This is a genomic window from Lentzea cavernae (assembly GCF_014653695.1).
In the GTDB taxonomy this organism is placed as follows: domain Bacteria; phylum Actinomycetota; class Actinomycetes; order Mycobacteriales; family Pseudonocardiaceae; genus Lentzea; species Lentzea cavernae.
On the sequence record NZ_BNAR01000007.1, the window covers coordinates 254,966 to 274,482 of the forward strand.

Here is a 19,517-nt window from a genome sequence, read left to right on the forward strand (position 1 = left end):
CCATGATCAATTGTGGCAGCAGCTCACTACCGTGCGACCTCGACCTCGACGCCCAGCACCTCGTTGACCTCTTCCCTGCTGACCGCACCCTCGCGCAGGATCAGCGCGTCGGGCCCGGTGAGGTCAACGATGGTCGACGCGATGTTCTCACCGCTCAGCCCACCGTCGAGGTACACGGGCACGGCGTCGCCGAGCTGGTCACGAGCCTCCTGCGCACTGGACGCCGGCGCGTGCCCGGTCCTGTTGGCGCTGGACACGGCCATCGGCCCGACGTCCCGGAGGAGCTCCAGCGCCACGGGGTGCAACGGCATCCGCAACATCACCGTGCCGCGCGTCTGCCCCAGGTCCCAGGCCAGACTGGGCGCGTGGGGCAGCACGATGCTCAGCCCACCGGGCCAGAAGGCCTCGATGAGCGCCCGAGCCTGCCGCGGCACGCTGAGAACCAGCCCGTCGATGGTGGTCCAGGACCCGACCAGCACGGGCACGGGCATGTCGGGCCCGCGCCCCTTGGCGTCGAGAAGACTCCGGACAGCTTCGGCGTCGAAGGCGTCGCAGCCGATCCCGTAGACGGTGTCGGTGGGCAGGACGACGAGGCGTCCGCTCCGCACCGCGCCGGCGGCAGCGGCGAGACCTGCCGCGCGGTTGTCCGGTTCGCTGCAGTCGTAGACCGTGCTCACCTCGGTGAGCCTAGCCAGCCTCCTCGACAGGGTGACGCAGAGCCTGCCTTCTCACCGTCCACCGGAACCACCGGGGCGGCGTCGGTCCGGGGGTGGTCTGATGCGGGACCTGCGTCTTTGTTCTCACTTGACGCCTCTGACGGCCCTCCGACCAGGCACAGTTTCAGCTCAAACGGGTTAAGTAGTTCAACGCATCCCCCAAACGGACGCGCAACTGTAAGGTCATGGGTCGACCACAGAGCGCAATGGGGGAGGTCGAGCTTCTGTGTCCGAGGAAGTGGTGACGAGCGGCAAGGCCGGCAGCTTCGCCGACAGAGCGTCCGGGGGCGCGTGGGACGGCATCTTCGGCAGCGGCTTGAGCGCCATCATGAACGCCGGCAAAGCCGTAGCGGTGGCCGTGGAGACGCAGCAACTGTCCGTCGACCCGCAACTGGTCGACGCCATGATCAAGAAACTGACTGAGATGGGCGACGTTCTCGAAAAGGTCTCGAGGGGCGCCCAGGACCTCAGCATGGACACCAAGCTCGGTGGCGGTTACGCCGAATCGATCAGCCAGAACAACAGGACCTTCGGCACGGCCGCACAGCAGACGCTCAGAGACCTCGCGAAGGCCATTCAGGACCTGAAGACGCAGATCGAGAAGAGCCGCGCGTCCTACAAGGCCGTTGACCAGGCCAGTTCCGACTCACTCAAGAAACTTGACGGGAAGCAATGAAACGCATCCTCATCGCCACGACGATCGGCCTGGCCGTGCTCACCGCTGGATGCACCGGCACCACGGGCAACGCCAACCCGACGTCGACCGGTGGCGATCCAACTCCCACCAGCAGCTCTGAATCGAACTCCGGTCTGGGAGCGCTCAAGCCGTGCGACCTGCTGACCGAAGCGGAGGTCGCAAGTCTCGGCCTCACGTATCCGGGGGTGGCCGAGCAGATCGCCAGTTCTGACGGCTGCGACTGGAGCAAGAGCGGTGCCGGCGGCATCCGTGCGGGCATCCGCACGAACGCCGGCGTCAAGGACCTGAGCCTCGACGGCGAGAAGATCTCGGACATCAAGGTCGGCAAGTACGACGCGAAGAAGGTCGAGGCCGCGGACCGGGCCAAGCACCTCTGCACGATCGCGATCTCGGTGAGCGAGTCGTCCTCCATCGTGGTGATCGGCAGCAGTGGTCTCACCTCGGACGACACCGCCGCCGCCTGCGAGCGGTCGTCGAAGGCCGCCGAACTGATCGCACCGAAACTGCCTTAACGCCACCAGAGGGGGATCTCATGGCGCCCGTCAAACCCGCCGTTCCGCATCCGAACGCGAACTACCCAGGCCAGCCGCACGAAGAGATGAAGAAGCTGGTCACCGAGAAGTACGACCCGAACGCGGCGAACCAGGTGATCGACGCCTGGGGCCAGCTCGGCTCACGATTCCAGGAACTGGCCACCGACTTCACCATCCTGGTCAACGGTTCGCAGACGGCGTGGACGGGCAAGGCCGCGGAGGGGGTCCGAGCCGCGCTCACCAAGGTTGGGACGTTCGCCGAAACGACCGGCGACGGTTTCGTGCGCACCTCGGACGCCATTGCGCAGCAACGAGATGCGGCGGTGCAGGCGAACCGCAGCATGCCCGAGCCGGTCAAGTTCAGCCCCATGGACACGTTGAAGAAGTTCGCGGTCCCCGCGGTCATCTTCCCGCCCGCCATGGTCGGCGCCCCCTTCGAGATGATGGCCCAGCACAACGCGCAGCAAGAGGCCAAGGCCGAGGCCGTGCAGGTCATGCAGACGCGGGACAACACGATGATGGCCGCGGCGATGTCCATGCCCACCATGGAATCCACCCCGCAGGTCACGCAGGACCAGGGCGTCACGCAGACGAGCAGCAGCACGAGTTCGCAGAGCCTGAGCAACGTCAACGCCCAGCAGCGGTTCAGCAACAACAACGCGGGCATGCCGTCGATGCCGTCGAGTTCCAGCAACAGCAACGGCACCACCAACGCCGCATGGGTAGCACCACAGACCAAGGATCCGTCGCTGCAGCAGCCCGGTGGCAACAACAACCAGAACAACCCCGGCGGGCAGAACCGGCCGCCGTTCACGCCGCCCGGGATGTTGCCGCCCGGCGCGCGTCCGCCCGGTGGCGGGCAGGGGCGGCCTCCTGGTGGTGGACCGGGCATGCGGCCCGGCGGGCCTGGCGGTGGAGCCGGTGGTGGTGGTGGTGGTGGTGGAGCCGGTGGCGGCCGTGGTGCGGGTTCCGGTGGCATGGCCGGCATGGGTGGTTCGGGTCGTGGCATGGGGAGCTTCGGGCCTGCCACGCCGGGCGGTAGCGCCGGTGTCGCGGGTGGTCCCGGTGGTGGTGCGGGCGGGCTTGGAGGTGCCGCGGGTGCCGGTGGCCGGGGTGCGGCCGGTGCGGGTGGCATGGGTGCCGGAGGTGGTGCTGGTGCCGGTGGCAAGGGCGAGGAGGACAAGGAGCACAAGTCCAACTACCTCGTGCCCACGGACGAGTTCTTCGACGACGATCGCATGGTCGCGCCGCCGGTGATCGGCGGATGAGGCAGATCGCGCAGCTCTCCCTGCCCGCGTTCGAGGTCCTCTGGGAGGACCTGCGGGCGGGGAGTGTTCCCTACCCCTTCGACGTCAGCCCGCACGGTGAGACGCTCGACGAACGTGCGCGCATCAAGGCTGCCGTGTACGCCGATCTCGAACGCCGGAAGCTCGCGCGGCGCGGCAGGCCGGAGCCTGAGCTCGAGGACGCGCTGAACCTGTTGGCGCGTCCCGAACTCCGCGTCATCGCCCTGTGCGTTCCGGACGTGAACCAGGAGAAGCTGGTGCGTGCGAGCGTGGTGGCGCGGGGCGGTTACGCGGTGCTGGTGACGCAGGAGGACACCGCCGTCACGCTGAACCTGGTGCAGCCCAACGAGATCGCCACCAGCCTCGCGAACGCGATGCCGCCGGGGCGGCCGGGGCCAGGCAAGCCGGTGACGGTGCCGGCCCAGGCGTTCGAGGCGCAACCGCAGCAGGAGGGCTTCCGGCAGGCGGTCCGGGCCACCGAGAACGACGACGTCCGCCTCGCCAAGAAGATGCTGACCGGTCCGGCGATCGGCAACGGCCACTTCCTCGTGCAGATGGGGCAGGGCCGTGCCAAGCGCGACTTCCCGCCCGTCACGTGGGTCGACACCAACGCGGGCCGCTACTCCAACGTTCCGGCGCGCTCCGGCTGGTTCACGATCGGTCCGGCCGACAACTCGGGCCTGGCACGGCACCTCGGGCAGGTTCTCGCGATGACGAGCGAACGATGAATCCGGAACAGATGATCGCGGACCTCGAGTCCAGGGCTCAGCAGCTCCAGCAACGCTCCCAGCAGATGCAGGAGCAGATCCAGCACGCCACCAGCACCACCACCTCGCCCAACGAGGCGGTGACCGTGCAAGTCGCACCGAACGGCGCGTTGCAGCACATCGAGTTCTCCCCCGCCGCGATGCGCCTGACGCACGTGCAACTGGGTCAGCTCGTGATGCAGACCGTGCAGAAGGCCCAGATCCAGGCAGCCGAGCAGGTGGCGTCCATTGTGGAGCCGGAGTTCGGTGACACCGAGGCGATGGACTTCCTGCGCAGCTTCATCCCGCAGCCGGAGGAGGAAGCAGCGCCGCCACCGCCTGAGGACGGACAGGTGATGCGCGAGGTCTCGTGGAACGAGCCCGCCCAGAAGCCTGCGCAGAAGCCCGCGCCGCGACCGCAACGGCCGGCGGAGGACGACGAGGACGGCTTCGGGAGCGTGCTCCGATGACCGGCTTCCAGGTTGATCCGAGCGAGCTCCACTCGTTCGCCAAGGACCAGTTCTCGCGTCAGCGGGCGCTGGAAACTGTCGCGTCCAAGGCTGACTCGGTGAGTCTCGGAGGCGACACGTTCGGCGTGCTGCTGCAGTTCTTCGCCGACGATGCCGAAGAGGCGGCGCGCAAGACGGTCGAGGCCATCCGCGAGCTGGCCGGCGGGGTCGGCGACGCCGCGGAGAACACCAAGACCACCGCGCAGTTCTACGAGCAGTACGAGGACGCGAACCGCCGGCGGTTCGGAGGACCCGGATGACTTTCACCGACCTCAAGGGCGGCGAGCAGTGGAGCGACCCTGCGAACTGCGCGGGTGCCGGTGTGTTCGAGTCGCTCGCCCAGACCGTCGACTCGATGGGCAGGCTCGGTGAAGGGGACGCCGCCGAACTGGGGCTGAACGCCGCCGCGCTGGGCCTCGACGCGCTCGGCATGGTCATGGATCCGGTCGGCGCGCTGGCGACCGCGGGCATCGGCTGGCTCATCGAGCACCTCAGCTTCCTGCGCGAGCCGCTGGACTGGCTCGCAGGCAACGGCGACAAGATCAAGGCCGCAGTCGGCACGTGGAACCAGGTGTCGGTCGCGATCGCGCAGATCGCGGACGAGCAGAACAAGGCCGTGCAGGGCCAGGTCGGCTCTTGGCAGGAGGCGGCTGCCGGGGTGCTCGGCAAGATCACCCAGCAGATCGCCAAGCTGATGGGCGTCATCACCAGGATCGCGGGCAGGCTCAAGAACCTCTTCGCGAAGCTCGGCGACGTCCTGGCTCGGCTCGCGCGGTTCGGCAAGGGCGGCGGCCAGGCCGTCGACGCGCCTGGCGTGCCGCGGACACCGAAGGCGGACGCGGTAAGTGACGCCGGCAAGCGGTTGGAGAACTGGGGCCAGTCGCGCCCAACGGCCGGGGAGGCGTTCGACAAGCTCAAGCAAGGCGGCCGAGAGCTCAAAGACGGCTACATGGACGCCGGCAACACCTGGAAGAACAAGTACGAAGAACCGTACGGCGAGAAGGTCCCGTCCGCTCCGTGGCAGCGGGACGCCGTCGACTCCTACACGCCGTTCAAGCCGATCACCAGGGCGGACGGCTCCGTCACCCCTCACTCGGTGCCGAACGTCCTGGACGGCGGCTACCAGGTCAAGCTCGGCGCCGACGTCCTGCGCGAGGCGTCCAAGCAGGACGAGCTGCAGCTGGAAGGCGTCGAGAAGGACCAGAAGCCCGCTTTCGAGCGACAGCAGGGATACCTCGACCTGTGACCACGACTGAGGCGGCTTCGCGCAGGCGGTTCGCAGTGGTCCTGGGCCTCGCGCTGACCGTCGGGTTCGTCTCCGGCTTCCTGACGGGCATGCCGGGCATGGCACCGCTCATCGCCGTGCCCGTCGTGGTCGTCTGCGCCTTCGCGGCCGGCTTCGCGATGCTCAAGCTCCGGCCGAAGTCGACAGGTCTCCTGGCCGCTCCGCTCGCGGTGCTGGCCGTGGCCGGCCTGTGCGCCTTCGGCGGCCATTCCCTGTGGCTCACGACGTTCGGGGACGTCTCGAGCTGCGAAGTGGTCTCGGTGAACAAGCACACCAGCAGCAAGTCTCCGACGTCTTACAGCAACGACCTCCTGTGCGGCTCGCAGCGGATCCCGAGCCACTTCCCGAGCGGTGGCCAGGACGAGCTCCGCAGGACGGGCGATCGGGTCGACCTCGTCCTCGATCGAACCGGGGTCGTCAGGGTGCTCGAACCGGCTGAGCTGGCGTGGTGGCGCAACGCCCTGGTGCCCATCGCCGCTGTCGTGGGCGTGGCGTTCGTCCTGGTCGTGTTGAAACGACGGCGGTGGAAGCCCAGCGCACCCGTGGCCCGACGTGAGCTCGGCAAAGACTTCCTTTGACTGCCTGCCGAGAACATACGACCGCCAACATGGTGCCGATAAACCCGTTGGAACGGCTGTTCGGGCATACGCGGAGAAAGGGTGAGCGGCGCTGAGAGGAAGTGCGGTGAGCCTCAAGTACCCAGGCAAGAACGAGCAGGCCGGAACGTCGGACGGTTGCTCCTGGAACATCAGCGGCAACGGCGGGCTTCGCGCGGGCATTCGCACCAAGACCGGTGGCAAGGACTTGAACCTCGACGGTGACAAGGTCTCGCCGACCAAGGTGGGCAAATACGACGCGACCAAGGTGGACGCACCAGATGGCGCGAAGCACGGCTGCACCATCGCGATCTCCGTCACCGAGTCGTCCTCGGTCGTGGTGATCGGAAACCTCACCGCGTCCTCGGACGACACCGCTGCCGCCTGCGAGCGCGCCTCGAAGGCCGCCGAACTGATCGCACCGAAACTGCCGTAACGCCGCCCGAGGAGGGAAATCTCATGGCGCCCGTCAAGTCCGTTGTCCCGCATCCGAACGCGAACTACCTGGGCCAGCAGCACGAAGAGATGAAGAAGCTGGCCACCGAAAAGTACGACCCGAGCGCGGCGAACCAGGTCTCGTGGAACGAACCCGCTCCGAGGCCGACCCCGCAGCCGCAGCGCCCGGCTGAGGACGGCTTCGGGAGCGTGCTCCGATGACCGGCTTCGGCGTTGATCCGGCAGAGTTGCTCGAGTTCGCGAAGGGTCAGCGGACGCGACAGGACGCACTCGACGCCGTCGCCGGCAAAGCGGCCGGGGTCGACCTGGGCGGTGACACGTTCGGCCAGCTGCTGTCCTTCTTCGCCTCGAACGCGCAGGAGTGGGCTGAGGGCACGACCGCCGCGATCCGTGAGCTGGCCACAGCTGCCGGCAACGCCTCCGAAGACACCGCAGCCACAGCGGAGACCTACGCTTCGCACGAGGACGCCAACCGCGATCGGTTCGGAGGACCGCGATGAGCTGGACCGGTTTCGGCGACGGCCTCGCGCACCCCGACAACTACGCGGGCGCGGGTCCCGCGGAGTCGCTGGCCCAGACCATCGACTCCGCGAAGCGCCTGGGAGAAGGCGACTTCGCCGAGTTCGGCATGAACGCGGCCGCGACCGGCCTCGACCTGCTCGGCGCCGTCATGGATCCGGTGGGCGCGCTGGCCACCGCCGGCATCGGCTGGCTGATCGAACACCTCAGCTTCCTCCGCGAGCCGCTCGACTGGCTGGCCGGGAACGGCGACAAGATCAAAGCAGCGGTCACCACCTGGAACCAGGTCGCGGCGGATCTGCACACCATCGGCGAGCAGCAGAACAGGGCGGTCAAGAGCGAGCTCCCCTGCTGGGAGCAGGGCACCGCGGCGGAGAAGTTCCGGCAGAGCCAGGGCGAACTGGCCGCCGAGATCGCGATGGTGTCGAAGATGAGCGCGTACGTCGCGTCCGAGATCGCCACCGCGGGCACCATCACGGCAGCGATCCGCGGGATGATCCGCGATCTCATCGCGCTGTTCATCTGGGAGGTCATCCGCAACGCCGTCATCGCGCTGGCGTCCTCGGTCGTGTCCCTGGGCAGTTCGGTCGCGGCGTTCTCGGCGTGGGCCGTCGGGCGCGGAGCCGTGGTGCTCGGCAAGATCACGCAGCAGCTGGCCAAGCTGGTCAAGTTGGTCACGCGCATCATGAGCCGCGTGAAGGGCCTCTTCAGCCGGCTGGGCGACGCGCTCAAGCGGCTCGGCAGGTTCGGCAGAGGTGGCGGTACGAGCGCGCCGCACACCCCTTCGGTTCGGGGCGACGGTCTTGCGGACGCGGGCAGGCGATTGGAGGACTGGGGCAACACCCGCCCGTCGCTCAGCGACGCCGGAGACAGGCTCAAGCAGGCCGGCCGGGAGTTCAAGGACGGCTACGGGGACGCGGGCAACGTCTGGAAGAACAAGTACGAGGAACCCTGGGGCAACCGCGACAGCGTCAAAAGGGTTTCCGAGCACTCCCAGGAGGCGGTCGGCGCTTACACGCCGTACAAACCGCGTACGCGCCCCGACGGCACGGTGACGCCGCATTCGATGCCGAACGTCGAAGACGGAGGCTGGGTCGCGAAGGCCACGGCTGACCACCTCCGCGAGTGGGCGAAGTACGACGAGTTGGAGAACCAGGGCAGGACGTTCCCCCGGCAGCAAGGGTCACTGGACGAGTGAACGACACCAGACCCGCACTCCAGCCGAAGAAGCTCGTTCGCATGAGCCTGCTCGTCCTGGGGATCATCGCGAGCAGCTTCCTGCTCATGGCCGTCGGCAAGGCCTTCATCCTCGTGGCGCTCGCCATGGTCGTGTGCTTGATCTTCTACGTGCTCGACGCCGGGAGCTACCGGCCCAGACCGTCGAGGTGGGCGGGCCTCCCCGCCATGGCGATCGGCATCATCACGATCTTTCCCGCGAACGTCGGCAGCCACTCGTTGTGGCTCACCACGTTCGGGGAGACCGCGCACTGCAGGGTCATCAGCATCCAGGAGCACCCCGGCCGACGCGGCCCCACCACCTACAGCAACGAACTGCAGTGCGGGGACAGGCAGTTGCACTACTCCCCGACGTCGTCTCATTCAGCTCAGGATCCTGGCACCGAGATGGACGTCGTCATCGACAGGACGGGTGTCGCCGGCAACCTCGAACCCGATGAGGTGGGGCTCGCGCAGAACCTGCTGCTGTTGCTCGCCGTGCTCATGAACGGCGTGTTCCTCTTCCTCGTCGCCTGGCTCCCGGTCCGCGATCCCGCTCCGGCGACGAAGTAGGCGCACACGCGGTCACGCGCGAGGCGGCGGTTCCTCGAGCGCGTGACCGCGTGCCCTCCCCGCCGAGAACATACGACCGTTCGGTCCTAATGTGACGAAACGTCGTGCAATTGGCCAGGTTTTGACCACTGCTCCCGTGATTGCGTTACCGGGAGACCACTGCGCGTGGCGTTGAGGCTCTCGCAGTAGGAGAAGTGCGCCATTTGCCCTCGTTCGGCGCATTGACAATGCGCAGTTATGCCGACTCCCTCCCATTCCGATGAGGAACGACTATTGTTCCAGCAGCGGTACGACAATGCGTGTTGTTGTTGCCTGACCATGTCCCTGACCAGCACAAACACAGAGTGCTCGATTCAATGACAGAAAGTGGACAGGACGATGTCAACTCCCGTGGCGACGGCGGGAAACGATTCCCCGAGGTTGCGCGACGACACGACCCGCTTCCTCTGCGGAGCCGCTCACCGCGACGAGGAGTTCGCGGACTCGGCCATTCGCGAGTACCTGGTGGAGGCCACTCGGTCGATTCCGCGGTCGCCGGGCGTCAACTCCGGCGCGGTGTTGCGGGAGGCGGTGGCGGCGCGTACGCGGCGCAAGGTGCGCGACGGCGTGCTGCTGGCGTTGGCGTTGCTGGTGCTGTTCGTCGCGAGCGGGACCCTGCTCGGGGTGTGGCTGGTGGTCGCCGTGATCGCGGCGCTCGGGACCGGGGCGCGGCTGGCGCTGAACCGGCCTCGGCGGGGGACGCCGCACTCGCGCGGGCCGGTCGTGCTCGGCGTGATCGCCAGCGCGATCGCGCTCTTCTTCGTGCTGTACAAGTACATCGCCGAGATCGAAGCCGCCGACAGGTACTCCAGCAGGTACTGCAGGCCCAGGTACGAGGAATGCGCGCAGGACAGCAGCGGCGCCTCGCTCGCGGTCTTGATCATCGCGATCGCACTGATCTTCGGGGTGTTGCTGGCGGACCGGGTGGTGACGTGGCTGCTGATCACGAAGAGCTTCCGGCGCGCCGGGTTCCGCACCAGCCGGGGCGAGCAGGAGCTGTGGCGAAACGAGTGGACCACCCGAAGGCTTGGGCACTCGAGCTACGCCGAAGCGCTCGCGCTCTACACGATCGACGAAGAAGACGAGCCTGACGACGCGGACGACGCTCAGGTGATCGTCTACCACGGTTATCGCCCGTTCGTCGGCTCCGGCACGATGTTCGAGCCGTGGTCCATGGCGCTGCCCCTCAAGCCGGCCGGGGACGGGACCGGCGCGCCACTGCCCGGGTTCGCGCTGCCGGAGCTCTACGACGCCATCACGGCCGAGCTGGTCAAGACGGGTCGTTCGCCGTCTCTGTCGCCGGGTCACCGGCTGAGCGAGCTGAAGACCGGTGACCGCGTCGTCATCTCCTCGGTCGAGCTGATCGACCACGTCGAGGACGCCGAGGCGCGGATCGTGTTGCCGGACAAGGACCACTCGCCGCAGACGGCGGTGCGCAGGTCCGTTGTGGACGATCTGATCGCCAGGCCGATGGAGTGGATGCGCTACTTCCGCTCGTTCCAGGTCGAGACGTGGGACCGCGACGTCGTCGTCTCCGCCTACCTGACCTTCGGGCTCGACGAGCAGATGCTCTACGTCGAGTGGACGCCCTGCATCCTGTACCCGATCCGCGCCGAGCACCGCAAGATCGACGTGCTGCCCGCGCAGTCGCTGAGGCCGTTCCTCGACGCGGTCGTCGACCTGCTGAAGTTCCCGATGTCGGTGCCGAAGCGGTTCGCCACGGCGTTCGGCTGGATGCGCCCGATCCACCAGGCCGAGGGCACGTTCGTCGCGGAGCGGTACGGCGCCAGCACCAGCCTGCGCGAGCTGGCGAGCATGAGCCAGGTCGACAACTACTTCCAGCTCACCGACGTCGAGCGCTACGTCAAGGTGCTGGAGTCACGGCTGTTGCGCACGCTGGGCGAGTTCCTGGAGAGCAAGGGCATCTCGGTCACCGAGTTCATGGAACAGGCCATGCAGGTGACGAGCAACAACGTCCACATCACCGGTCCGGTGATCTCCAGCAACATCGGCACGACCGGCAGAGCGCGCACGGGCAAGGCCAACGTGGGCAAGGGGAACTCGTGAACGAGCGCAACTTCGAGATCCAGGGTCCGGTGATCGGCAGCAACGTCGGCACCAGCGGCCGCGCCAGGACCGGGGACGTCCACATCGGACACATCAAGGACGTGAGCACCGTGCTGCGGCTGCTCGACGAGCTGCGCGAGGACCTGAACGAGGCCCAGGCGCCCACGACCACCATCGAGGCGGTGGACGACCTCCGCGCGGAAGCCCGCAAACCCAAGCCCAGCAAGGACGTCGCGGACCACCTGATGGACAAGCTGGCGGACCGCGGTCTCGGCCAGCAGATGAAGGACCTGTCGAAGGCCTTCGACTCCCTGTTCTAGGGAGAGCTACCCGACCCTGCGGGCGGTCGCGAACCTCGGCCGCCCCGCCAGGTCGGCGTGGTCGGCGACGTCCGTGAGCACCCGGCGCGCGGCCAGCAGCGCCGGCACGGACTCCCCCTGGGTGTCGTCGTGCTCGATGCCGACGGAACCGCCGGGCTTCAACCAGCGCGCAGCAGCCCACACGACGTGCCGGATGACGTCCAGCCCGTCGGCGCCGGAGAACACCGCGTGGTGCGGGTCGTGCTCACCGACCTCGGGCTGCACAGGAGTTCCCTCCGGCACATAAGGCGGATTGCACACCACGAGGTCCACCTGACCGTCCAGATCGGACAGCAGCGACGGGTCGGTGGCGTCCCCGAAGTGCAGCTTGATCGGGGTGTCGCCCGCGGCCACCCGCGCGTCGGCGTTGCGGCGCGTCCAGGCAAGCGCTTGCGGATCGATCTCCACCGCGTGCACCACGGCGTCCGGACGGGCGGCCGCGATGGACAACGCCAGCGCACCCGTCCCCGTGCAGAGGTCCACGACGACCGGCGACGACACACCGGCCAGCGCCTTCAGACCCCACTCCATCAGCAGCTCGGTCTCGGGCCGCGGCACGAACACCCCGGGCCCGACCTCGACGGAGATGGCGCCCATCGGGGCCCAGCCGAGGATGTGCTGCAACGGGATCCGCGAGGCGCGGACCCGCACGAGCTTGTGCAGCTGGTCGATCACCGACGGGTCGACCAGCGGGATGAGCGGCAGCCGTCCGCGCTCGACGCCGAGCACGTGCGCGGCCAGGTACTCCGCGTCGACGCGCGGACTGTCCACGCCCGCCTCGGCGAGGATCTTGGCCGCCTCGGACACGGCGAGGCGGAGCGGCTGCCGGTTCATCGTCGAAGACATCGGGAAGAAGCTATCTCAGAAGTTGATCATGTGCCCGGCCAGGCCGTGCACCGCTTCCTTGACGGCCTCCGACAGCGTCGGGTGCGCGTGGACGTTGCGCGCGACCTCGTGGACGGTGAGGTCCCACTGCTGCGCCAGCGTGAGCTCGGGCAGCAGCTCGGTCGCCTCGGGGCCGATGATGTGGCCGCCGAGCAGCTCGCCGTGCTTGCCGTCGCTGATCAGCTTCACGAAACCGCCGGGCTCGGCCAGGCCGTGCGCCTTGCCGTTCGCGGTGAACGGGAACTTCGAGACCTGGACGTCGAAGCCCTTCTCGCGCGCCTGCTTCTCCGTGTAGCCGAACGAGGCGATCTGCGGCTGGCAGAACGTCGCCCGCGGGATCATCACGTAGTCGAGCTCCATGGTCTCGGCGCCCGCGATGGTCTCCGAGGCGATGATGCCCATGGACTCGGCGGTGTGCGCGAGCATCAGCTTCGCGGTGACGTCGCCGATGGCGAAGATGTGCGGCACGTTGGTGCGGCCGCGGCCGTCGATGTCGATGGCACCGCGGTCGGTCAGCTTCACGCCGGTGTTCTCGAGGCCGTAGCCCTCGACGCGCGGCACGAAACCGATGGCCTGCATGACCTTGTCGGCCTCGAGGACCTCCTCGGCACCGTTCTTCGACACGGTGACGCGGACCTTCGGGCCGGACTCGTCGATCGACTCGACGCGGGTGCCGAGGCGCACGTCGACGCCCAGCTTCTTGTAGCGCTTGAAGAGCTCGGCGGAGACCTCGTCGTCCTCGAGCGGCACCATGCGGTCGAGGAACTCGACGATGGTGACCTTCACGCCGTAGTTGTGCATGACGTACGCGAACTCGACGCCGATCGCGCCCGCGCCGGCGATGATGATCGACTCGGGCAGGTCCTCGGTCATGATCTGCTCTTCGTAGGTCACGACGCGGTCGGACTTCTGCGTGTTCGGCAGCATCCGGGTCGTGGCGCCCACGGCGATGATCGCGTGGCCGAAGGTGATCGTCTCGTCCCCGACGGTCAGGGTGTGGTCGTCGGTGAAGTTGGCCCACCCGTTGTACTCGGTGATGCCGTTCTTCTTCATGAGGAAGTGCACGCCCTTGACGCGCCCGTCCGCGACCTTGCGGCTGCGCTGCCACGCCGCGCTGTAGTCGAAGCTGACGGTGCCCTCGACCTTGATGCCGAACGTCTTCTGCTCGTGCGTGAAGAGGTGCGCCAGCTCGGCGTTGCGCAGGAGTGCCTTCGACGGGATGCAGCCCACGTTCAGGCAGACACCGCCCCAGTACTTCTCCTCCACGACGGCGGTCTTCAGCCCGAGCTGAGCCGCACGGATCGCGGCGACGTACCCGCCGGGACCCGCACCCACGACGACGACATCAAAGTGTGCGCTCATGAGCACACCCTAGGTCCCGAGCTGCTCGCGCAAGAACTCAACCGTCCGTTTCCAGGCGTCCGCCCGCGCGTGTGCGGTGGCCTGCGGCGAACCGCCACCCGAGAAGGTGACACCGGGCCCCGGATAGGTCACGTCGGTGGCCGGCCGGTGCGGCGGGCCCGCGATCAGGTGTCCTGCCTCGGGATACACGACGTGCTCGTGCGGGAACGTGTGCTCGTGGTCCTTCAACCGTCGCATCGCGACGTCGCTCAGCTCGGTGCTGGGCCATCCGTCGTCCTGTCCGGACGAGATGAGCAACACACCGCCCGCGATGCGTTCGACGGGGATCTCCGCGTCCTCCGCGATGCCGTCCTCGGTGCTGAACGCGAGCCTGAGCGGCACCGGTTCGCCGTTGACCATCTTGGACCGCAGCTCGTCGCCGATCTCGTAGGGCAGGTACGGCAGCGGCTCGCCCTTGAGCGTCCACGACGCCGCCTCGTGCGAGAGCTTCTGCAACAGGTTGGCGCCGGGCCCGATCGCCTGGGTGACCACGCCGCTGCCGACCACGCTCACGACCGCGCTGACCTGCGGGAACGTGGCGGCGACGAGCAACGCCAGCTCACCGCCGCGCGACCCGCCGACGACGCCGATCTCGCCCGCGTGGTCGGACAGGAAGTCGATCGCCTTGCCGAAGTACTCCAGCGGCACGTCCTCGAGGTGCTCCGGCAGGCCCTCCATGCCGAAGTAGCCGAGGGCGAGCGTGACGAACCCGTGCGCGGCCAGCAGCGCCGCGTCGGTCTCGTGGACACCGCCCTCGGACCCGCCGAGGACGATGACGCCCGACAGCTCGCCTCCGTCGTCCTCAGGGGCGAACAGCGTGCCGACCAGCCCGCTTTCCCGGACCTCCAGCCGCTCGACGCCCTCGGGGAGCTCCTGCCGTTCCAGAACGCGGTCTCCCACGCCCTCGACCGAGATGACCGCTGGGCCGGCCTTGCCGCCTGTGCGTTCCAACGACCAGAACAGCCCCATCGGGTCGACACCGCGATAGCTGCCCTCGATCGGTGCGTGCCTTGTGAGGTCTACGACACCACGGTCGTCGGCCTCGAACACGGCACGAGAAGCGCGATCACCCGTGGAGAGTTGCACGGTGATCGTCTGGCCGGGTTTCAGGCCGGAGACGAGCACGTCGACCGGGTGGTCGAGAGGCGCTGTCTGCGGATCTACCAGGATCTCGGCCACAACGCGCCCCTCCCACGTCGGATTACCCGCCTGCGAGCCGTTCTGCCCGGTCAGCGGCGGCGAGTGCGTCCACCACCGCGTCCAGGTCCCCGTCGAGCACCTGGTCCAGGTTATGCGCTTTGTACCCAACCCGGTGATCGGAGATGCGTGATTCGGGGAAGTTGTAGGTCCTCACCCGTTCACTGCGGTCAACGGTGCGGATCTGGGTGCGCCGGGCGTCCGACTGCTCCTGCGCCTTCTGCTCCTCGGCGAGCGCGACGAGCCGGCTCTGCAGCACCTGCATGGCGCGGGCCTTGTTCTGCAGCTGGCTGCGCTCGTTCTGGCAGGACGTGACGATGCCCGTGGGCAGGTGGGTGATGCGGACCGCGGAGTCGGTGGTGTTGACCGACTGGCCGCCCTTGCCGGACGACCGGTAGACGTCGATCCGCAGGTCCTTCTCGTCGATCTCGACCGCGGTGGTCTCCTCGGTCTCGGGGAAGACCAGGACGCCGGCGGCGGAGGTGTGGATGCGCCCCTGCGACTCGGTCACGGGCACGCGCTGCACCCGGTGCACGCCGCCCTCCCACTTCAGCCGGCTCCACACGCCGTCCGGGGTCGTCGCCTTGGCCTTGATGGCCACCGTGACGTCCTTGAACCCGCCGAGGTCGGAGTCGGTGCCGTCGAGCATCTCGACCTTCCAGCCGTGACGCTCCGCATACCGCGTGTACATGCGCAGCAGGTCGCCCGCGAACAGCGCGGACTCCTCGCCGCCCTCGCCGGACTTGATCTCCAGCAGCACGTCGTCGCCGTCGTGCGGGTCGCGCGGCAGCAGCAGTTCGGTGAGCTTCTCCTCCAGCTTGGGGAGCTGCTCCTCGATCTGCTCGACCTCCTCCTGGAACCCCTTGTCCTCGGCCGCGAGCTCCTTGGCGGCCTCGAGGTCGCTCTTGGCCTGCTCGATGTCCCTCGCCGTCTTCACGATGGGCCCGAGCGCGGCGTACCGCTTGCCGAGCTTGCGCGCTCCTGCCTGGTCAGCGTGCACGGAGGGGTCGGCGAGCTTCTTCTCCAGCTCGTCGTACTCGGCGAGCAAGCTGTCCAGCGACTGCGACACGTCTCCTGCTTTCGGTTCGGGGTTCCCTGGAAACGACGACGGCGCCCGCCCCAGCCTCGTGAGGCCGGGTCGAGCGCCGTGAAAGCAGCTACTTGCTGCGCTTGCCGTAACGCGCCTCGAAGCGCGCGACGCGACCGCCGGTGTCCAGGATGCGCTGCTTGCCCGTGTAGAACGGGTGGCAGTTAGAGCACATTTCAACGCGAACCTCGGACGCCGAGGTGGTGCTGCGCGTGGTGAACGCGTTGCCGCAGCTGCAGGTCACTTCGGTGACCGTGTACTCGGGGTGGATGCCAGTCTTCAAGATCTTGTCCCTTTCAAGGATGGCCGCCGGGTCCCAGTTGGTGAACGGGTGAACCGGAGCCGGACTCGACCATTTAGTTTGCCAGACCGTTCAACACGTGCAAAAACGCGGTTGTTCCCCAGGCGTGGTCGTGGCTTATGTCACAGCCGCTTAACCTCGCTGGTACGCCGTTCGGCGCAAGGTGTGGCCGTTGGGCCAGATGCGGCTCTGTGTTGTTGGACAGCGTCCATCAGACTGTGTGCCGTGTTCTGCACCCTAGAGCGGCCGATGGACCAGCGTGTGTGGCTGGTCCTGCCGTTCGTGTTCGCCGCCGCGGTGTTCGGCCTGATGGGAGCCGCTGGGCTGCTGACCGGCGCCTGGGCGACGGTGCCGCTGTCGTCCGTGGTCTCCGGGGCCGGGGTCGCGGTGGCCGCGGCTGTGTCCGGCGGGGTCCGGTGGCGGCGGGCCTGGTCGCGGACCTGGCTCCGATGGCCCTACCTGGGCGCGGTGCTGGTGCTCGGGGTGGCGGTCGGGGCCGTGGAGGTACCGGCTCTGGCGGCGACCGTGGTGGGGGTGCCGGTTCTGGTGGGGCTGGTGTTCCGGCTGGTGGTGCAGAACGACGAGAGTCGTCAGACCGCTGGGTGTCGCTGACCCCCCGGTTCTGCTTCGGCATTCGAGTGACTGACATGAAAAAGCCCCCGCTGACCTGCAGCGGGGGCCATTTCACGTGAAACTCACACGGGCCGTCAGTCCTGCTCGGCGCCGGGCGTCGTCTTCGCGACCTGCATCAGGAACTCGATGTTGGTGCGGGACTTGCGCAGGCGGTCGAGCAGCAGGTCGATGGCCTGCTGACCGTCGAGGGCGTGGAGCACGCGGCGGAGCTTGTGCGTGACTGCCATCTCGTCCGGCGAGAGCAGGAGCTCTTCCTTGCGGGTGCCGGAGCTGTCCACGTCGACTGCCGGGAAGGTGCGCTTGTCGGCGATCTTGCGGTCGAGCTTGAGCTCGGCGTTGCCGGTGCCCTTGAACTCTTCGAAGATCACCGAGTCGCCGGCAGAGCCGGTCTCGACCAGTGCCGTCGCGATCACCGTCAGGGAGCCGCCGCCCTCGATGTTGCGGGCGGCGCCGAGGAAGCGCTTCGGCGGGTAGAGAGCCGTCGAGTCGACACCACCGGACAGGATTCGGCCGGAGGCCGGGGCTGCCAGGTTGTAGGCGCGGCCCAGGCGGGTGATCGAGTCGAGCAGGACCACGACGTCGTGGCCCATCTCGACGAGGCGCTTGGCGCGCTCGATCGCCAGCTCGGAGATGGTCGTGTGGTCCGACGGCGGGCGGTCGAAGGTCGAGGCGATGACCTCGCCCTTCACCGAGCGCTGCATGTCGGTGACCTCTTCCGGACGCTCGTCGACCAGGACGACCATCAGGTGGCACTCGGGGTTGTTCGTCGTGATCGCGTTCGCGATCGACTGCAGCACCGAGGTCTTGCCGGCCTTCGGCGGGGAGACGATCAGGGCGCGCTGGCCCTTGCCGATCGGCATCACCAGGTCGATGACACGGGTGGTGAGGATGTGCGGCTCGGTCTCGAGGCGCAGACGCTCGTTCGGGTAGAGCGGCGTCAGCTTCGTGAAGTCCGGGCGGTTGCGCGCCTCGTCCGGGTCCAGGCCGTTGATCTTGTCGACGCGGACCAGCGGGTTGAACTTCTGGCGCTGCTGCTCGCCGTCGCGCGGCTGGCGGACGGCGCCGGTGAGGGCGTCACCGCGGCGCAGGCCGTACTTGCGGACCAGCGAGAGCGAGACGTAGACGTCGTTCGAGCCCGCGAGGTAGCCGGAGGTGCGGACGAACGCGTAGTTCTCCAGCACGTCCAGGATGCCCGCGACCGGGAGCAGGACGTCGTCGTCGCGCACCTCGGTCTCGCGGTCGCCACGACCGCCGCCACCCTGCTCCTCGCCACGGCCACCGCGCCTGCGGCGGTCGCGGAAGCGGCCACGACGGCCGTCACCGTCGTCGTCGGAGGGACCGCCACCCTGGCGGTCTCCGCCACGGTCGCCGCGCTCGTTGCGGTCACCGCGGTCGCGGTTGCGGTCACGGCCGCCACGCTCGTTGCGGTCACCGCGGTCGCCACGCTCAGAACGCTCGCCGCGGTCACCGCGGTCGGAACGCTCAGCGCGGTCACCACGGTCCGAACGCTCGCCGCGGTCCGAACGCTCAGCGCGCTCACCACGGTCGGGACGCTCAGCACGCTCGGTGCGCTCGCCACGCTCAGGGCGCTCGGCGCGCTGCTCGGACTGCTGCGGCTGGCCTTCGCCCTCGGCGTTGCCGCCGCCACGGCCGGAACGGCGGCGACGGTTTCCACGGCGCCCCCCGTCCTCGGACGAGCGGGCGTCGTCGCCGGACTCGGCGGCCGCGGGCTTCTCCGCTACCTCGAGCTGCTGCTGAACAGGCTTCTCGACGGCCTTTTCGGCCTTGGCGACAGCCGGCTTCTCAGCGGGGGCCTCGGCCTTCGCGGCGGCCTTCTCAGCTTTCGCGGGCTTCTCGGCCTTCGCCGGGGCGCCGGAGCCTTGCTTCTCCTTGATGGCCGCGATCAGGTCGCCCTTGCGCAGGCCTGCGGTTCCGGTGATGCCCATTTGGCCCGCGAGCTCACGCAGCTCAGCGAGCACCATGCCGGACAGACCCGCGCGGCGGCGCGGCGTCGTGCCGTTCGTAGGGGTGGACAGAGCGTTCTCCTCGGCTCCAGAACCAGATGCAGCTGCGCTGCTCAGCAAATCGGTGTTGCTCACGCATGTCCTTCCTGACCAGGCCCCGCCTCCTACGCGACCCAGCGGACCCGTCTTCCCACTTCAACCGGGGAACGACGGTCAGTCCGATGCAGACGGAAGCACACACCGCTTCCGGCAAGCACGGGACTTTTCTCAGTTCACGGCGATCGGGTGCCTCTTTGCGTCCGCCCCGCCCGCACGGCACAGAGCCGGAACACAAAAGGATTGCGACCCGGAACGAGTGTCCGGGCGCGACACCGGCGCCCGTGCGCGCAGTGACTGATCGCCCCCGAGGGTAGACGCCGGTCCTCCACCATGCAACAACCGGGGTCGGGCGTG

At 68.2% G+C, this 19,517-nt stretch carries 23 protein-coding genes; 16 read left to right on the forward strand and 7 right to left on the reverse strand.

Going from position 1 to position 19,517, the window contains the following annotated elements:
* Positions 1–26: 26 nt before the first annotated feature.
* Positions 27–677 carry an L-threonylcarbamoyladenylate synthase gene (locus tag IE307_RS24155; protein ID WP_191301349.1) on the reverse strand — a complete coding sequence of 217 codons (651 nt, stop codon included), beginning with the start codon at positions 675–677 and terminating at the stop codon, positions 27–29.
* A 265-nt stretch (positions 678–942) separates the two neighbouring features.
* On the opposite strand from IE307_RS24155, the gene IE307_RS24160 reads away from it, so the two are divergent.
* From IE307_RS24160 to IE307_RS24230, 15 genes are all read left to right on the forward strand, one after another.
* Positions 943–1,392 carry a type VII secretion target gene (locus IE307_RS24160; protein ID WP_191301351.1) on the forward strand — a complete coding sequence of 150 codons (450 nt, stop codon included), beginning with the start codon at positions 943–945 and terminating at the stop codon, positions 1,390–1,392.
* Positions 1,389–1,925, forward strand: a complete 537-nt coding sequence (locus tag IE307_RS24165; RefSeq protein ID WP_191301353.1) for a DUF3558 family protein — start codon at positions 1,389–1,391, stop codon at positions 1,923–1,925. The genes IE307_RS24160 and IE307_RS24165 overlap by 4 nt, the downstream gene beginning before the upstream one ends.
* 20 nt (positions 1,926–1,945) lie before the next feature.
* Positions 1,946–3,214, forward strand: a complete 1,269-nt coding sequence (locus IE307_RS24170) for a hypothetical protein (protein ID WP_191301355.1) — start codon at positions 1,946–1,948, stop codon at positions 3,212–3,214.
* The gene (locus tag IE307_RS24175) at positions 3,211–3,960 is read left to right on the forward strand and encodes an ESX secretion-associated protein EspG (RefSeq protein ID WP_191301359.1); all 750 of its coding nucleotides are present in this window, start codon (positions 3,211–3,213) and stop codon (positions 3,958–3,960) included. The genes IE307_RS24170 and IE307_RS24175 overlap by 4 nt, the downstream gene beginning before the upstream one ends.
* Positions 3,957–4,448: a YbaB/EbfC family nucleoid-associated protein gene (locus IE307_RS24180; RefSeq protein WP_191301361.1), complete on the forward strand. Its 492-nt coding sequence runs from the start codon at positions 3,957–3,959 to the stop codon at positions 4,446–4,448. The genes IE307_RS24175 and IE307_RS24180 overlap by 4 nt, the downstream gene beginning before the upstream one ends.
* Positions 4,445–4,747: a type VII secretion target gene (locus tag IE307_RS24185; RefSeq protein WP_191301364.1), complete on the forward strand. Its 303-nt coding sequence runs from the start codon at positions 4,445–4,447 to the stop codon at positions 4,745–4,747. Before IE307_RS24180 ends, IE307_RS24185 begins: the two co-directional genes overlap by 4 nt.
* Positions 4,744–5,733 carry a hypothetical protein gene (locus IE307_RS24190; protein ID WP_191301366.1) on the forward strand — a complete coding sequence of 330 codons (990 nt, stop codon included), beginning with the start codon at positions 4,744–4,746 and terminating at the stop codon, positions 5,731–5,733. Before IE307_RS24185 ends, IE307_RS24190 begins: the two co-directional genes overlap by 4 nt.
* On the forward strand, positions 5,730–6,350 hold the full coding sequence (locus IE307_RS24195) for a hypothetical protein (RefSeq protein ID WP_191301368.1): 621 nt from the start codon (positions 5,730–5,732) through the stop codon (positions 6,348–6,350). Before IE307_RS24190 ends, IE307_RS24195 begins: the two co-directional genes overlap by 4 nt.
* Positions 6,351–6,456: 106 nt before the next feature.
* Complete coding sequence (locus IE307_RS24200) at positions 6,457–6,804, forward strand: DUF3558 family protein (protein ID WP_191301370.1); 348 nt, start codon at positions 6,457–6,459, stop codon at positions 6,802–6,804.
* Positions 6,805–6,827: 23 nt separating this feature from the next.
* Positions 6,828–7,025, forward strand: coding sequence for a hypothetical protein (locus IE307_RS24205; RefSeq protein WP_191301372.1), 198 nt, complete (start codon positions 6,828–6,830; stop codon positions 7,023–7,025).
* Complete coding sequence (locus IE307_RS24210) at positions 7,022–7,324, forward strand: type VII secretion target (RefSeq protein WP_191301374.1); 303 nt, start codon at positions 7,022–7,024, stop codon at positions 7,322–7,324. The genes IE307_RS24205 and IE307_RS24210 overlap by 4 nt, the downstream gene beginning before the upstream one ends.
* On the forward strand, positions 7,321–8,541 hold the full coding sequence (locus IE307_RS24215) for a hypothetical protein (RefSeq protein ID WP_191301376.1): 1,221 nt from the start codon (positions 7,321–7,323) through the stop codon (positions 8,539–8,541). Before IE307_RS24210 ends, IE307_RS24215 begins: the two co-directional genes overlap by 4 nt.
* Before the next feature lie 41 nt (positions 8,542–8,582).
* Positions 8,583–9,131 carry a hypothetical protein gene (locus IE307_RS24220; protein WP_191301379.1) on the forward strand — a complete coding sequence of 183 codons (549 nt, stop codon included), beginning with the start codon at positions 8,583–8,585 and terminating at the stop codon, positions 9,129–9,131.
* A 378-nt stretch (positions 9,132–9,509) separates the two neighbouring features.
* On the forward strand, positions 9,510–11,237 hold the full coding sequence (locus tag IE307_RS24225) for an AbeC-like domain-containing protein (RefSeq protein ID WP_191301381.1): 1,728 nt from the start codon (positions 9,510–9,512) through the stop codon (positions 11,235–11,237).
* Positions 11,234–11,557, forward strand: coding sequence for a hypothetical protein (locus IE307_RS24230; protein ID WP_191301383.1), 324 nt, complete (start codon positions 11,234–11,236; stop codon positions 11,555–11,557). The genes IE307_RS24225 and IE307_RS24230 overlap by 4 nt, the downstream gene beginning before the upstream one ends.
* A gap of 6 nt (positions 11,558–11,563) precedes the next feature.
* Here IE307_RS24230 and prmC read toward each other — a convergent pair whose 3' ends face one another.
* From prmC to rpmE, 5 genes are all read right to left on the reverse strand, one after another.
* Positions 11,564–12,430 carry a peptide chain release factor N(5)-glutamine methyltransferase gene (gene prmC, locus IE307_RS24235; RefSeq protein ID WP_191301756.1) on the reverse strand — a complete coding sequence of 289 codons (867 nt, stop codon included), beginning with the start codon at positions 12,428–12,430 and terminating at the stop codon, positions 11,564–11,566.
* Between the two features lie 27 nt (positions 12,431–12,457).
* The gene (gene lpdA / locus IE307_RS24240; RefSeq protein WP_191301385.1) at positions 12,458–13,843 is read right to left on the reverse strand and encodes a dihydrolipoyl dehydrogenase; all 1,386 of its coding nucleotides are present in this window, start codon (positions 13,841–13,843) and stop codon (positions 12,458–12,460) included.
* A gap of 9 nt (positions 13,844–13,852) precedes the next feature.
* Positions 13,853–15,061, reverse strand: coding sequence for an acyl-CoA thioesterase/bile acid-CoA:amino acid N-acyltransferase family protein (locus IE307_RS24245; RefSeq protein ID WP_191301388.1), 1,209 nt, complete (start codon positions 15,059–15,061; stop codon positions 13,853–13,855).
* A 22-nt stretch (positions 15,062–15,083) separates the two neighbouring features.
* On the reverse strand, positions 15,084–16,148 hold the full coding sequence (prfA, locus tag IE307_RS24250) for a peptide chain release factor 1 (protein WP_191301391.1): 1,065 nt from the start codon (positions 16,146–16,148) through the stop codon (positions 15,084–15,086).
* An 88-nt stretch (positions 16,149–16,236) separates the two neighbouring features.
* Positions 16,237–16,449, reverse strand: a complete 213-nt coding sequence (rpmE, locus tag IE307_RS24255; protein ID WP_191301393.1) for a 50S ribosomal protein L31 — start codon at positions 16,447–16,449, stop codon at positions 16,237–16,239.
* Between the two features lie 267 nt (positions 16,450–16,716).
* On the opposite strand from rpmE, the gene IE307_RS24260 reads away from it, so the two are divergent.
* A complete protein-coding gene (locus IE307_RS24260) occupies positions 16,717–17,079 on the forward strand; it encodes a hypothetical protein (protein ID WP_191301395.1) in 363 nt (120 codons plus the stop codon).
* Positions 17,080–17,174: 95 nt separating this feature from the next.
* Here the strand turns inward: IE307_RS24260 and rho are convergent, their stop codons facing one another.
* Positions 17,175–19,199, reverse strand: a complete 2,025-nt coding sequence (gene rho / locus IE307_RS24265) for a transcription termination factor Rho (RefSeq protein WP_191301398.1) — start codon at positions 19,197–19,199, stop codon at positions 17,175–17,177.
* Between the last annotated feature and the right edge of the window lie 318 nt (positions 19,200–19,517).

Coding starts and splice junctions, on each gene's coding strand:
- IE307_RS24165 (WP_191301353.1), top strand. CDS start 1,389: ATGAAACGCATCCTCATCGCCACGACGATCGGCCTGGCCGTGCTCACC.
- IE307_RS24170 (WP_191301355.1), top strand. CDS start 1,946: ATGGCGCCCGTCAAACCCGCCGTTCCGCATCCGAACGCGAACTACCCA.
- IE307_RS24175 (WP_191301359.1), top strand. CDS start 3,211: ATGAGGCAGATCGCGCAGCTCTCCCTGCCCGCGTTCGAGGTCCTCTGG.
- IE307_RS24180 (WP_191301361.1), top strand. CDS start 3,957: ATGAATCCGGAACAGATGATCGCGGACCTCGAGTCCAGGGCTCAGCAG.
- IE307_RS24185 (WP_191301364.1), top strand. CDS start 4,445: ATGACCGGCTTCCAGGTTGATCCGAGCGAGCTCCACTCGTTCGCCAAG.
- IE307_RS24190 (WP_191301366.1), top strand. CDS start 4,744: ATGACTTTCACCGACCTCAAGGGCGGCGAGCAGTGGAGCGACCCTGCG.
- IE307_RS24205 (WP_191301372.1), top strand. CDS start 6,828: ATGGCGCCCGTCAAGTCCGTTGTCCCGCATCCGAACGCGAACTACCTG.
- IE307_RS24210 (WP_191301374.1), top strand. CDS start 7,022: ATGACCGGCTTCGGCGTTGATCCGGCAGAGTTGCTCGAGTTCGCGAAG.
- IE307_RS24215 (WP_191301376.1), top strand. CDS start 7,321: ATGAGCTGGACCGGTTTCGGCGACGGCCTCGCGCACCCCGACAACTAC.
- IE307_RS24220 (WP_191301379.1), top strand. CDS start 8,583: ATGAGCCTGCTCGTCCTGGGGATCATCGCGAGCAGCTTCCTGCTCATG.
- IE307_RS24225 (WP_191301381.1), top strand. CDS start 9,510: ATGTCAACTCCCGTGGCGACGGCGGGAAACGATTCCCCGAGGTTGCGC.
- prmC (WP_191301756.1), bottom strand. CDS start 12,430: ATGAACCGGCAGCCGCTCCGCCTCGCCGTGTCCGAGGCGGCCAAGATC.
- lpdA (WP_191301385.1), bottom strand. CDS start 13,843: ATGAGCGCACACTTTGATGTCGTCGTCGTGGGTGCGGGTCCCGGCGGG.
- IE307_RS24260 (WP_191301395.1), top strand. CDS start 16,717: ATGGACCAGCGTGTGTGGCTGGTCCTGCCGTTCGTGTTCGCCGCCGCG.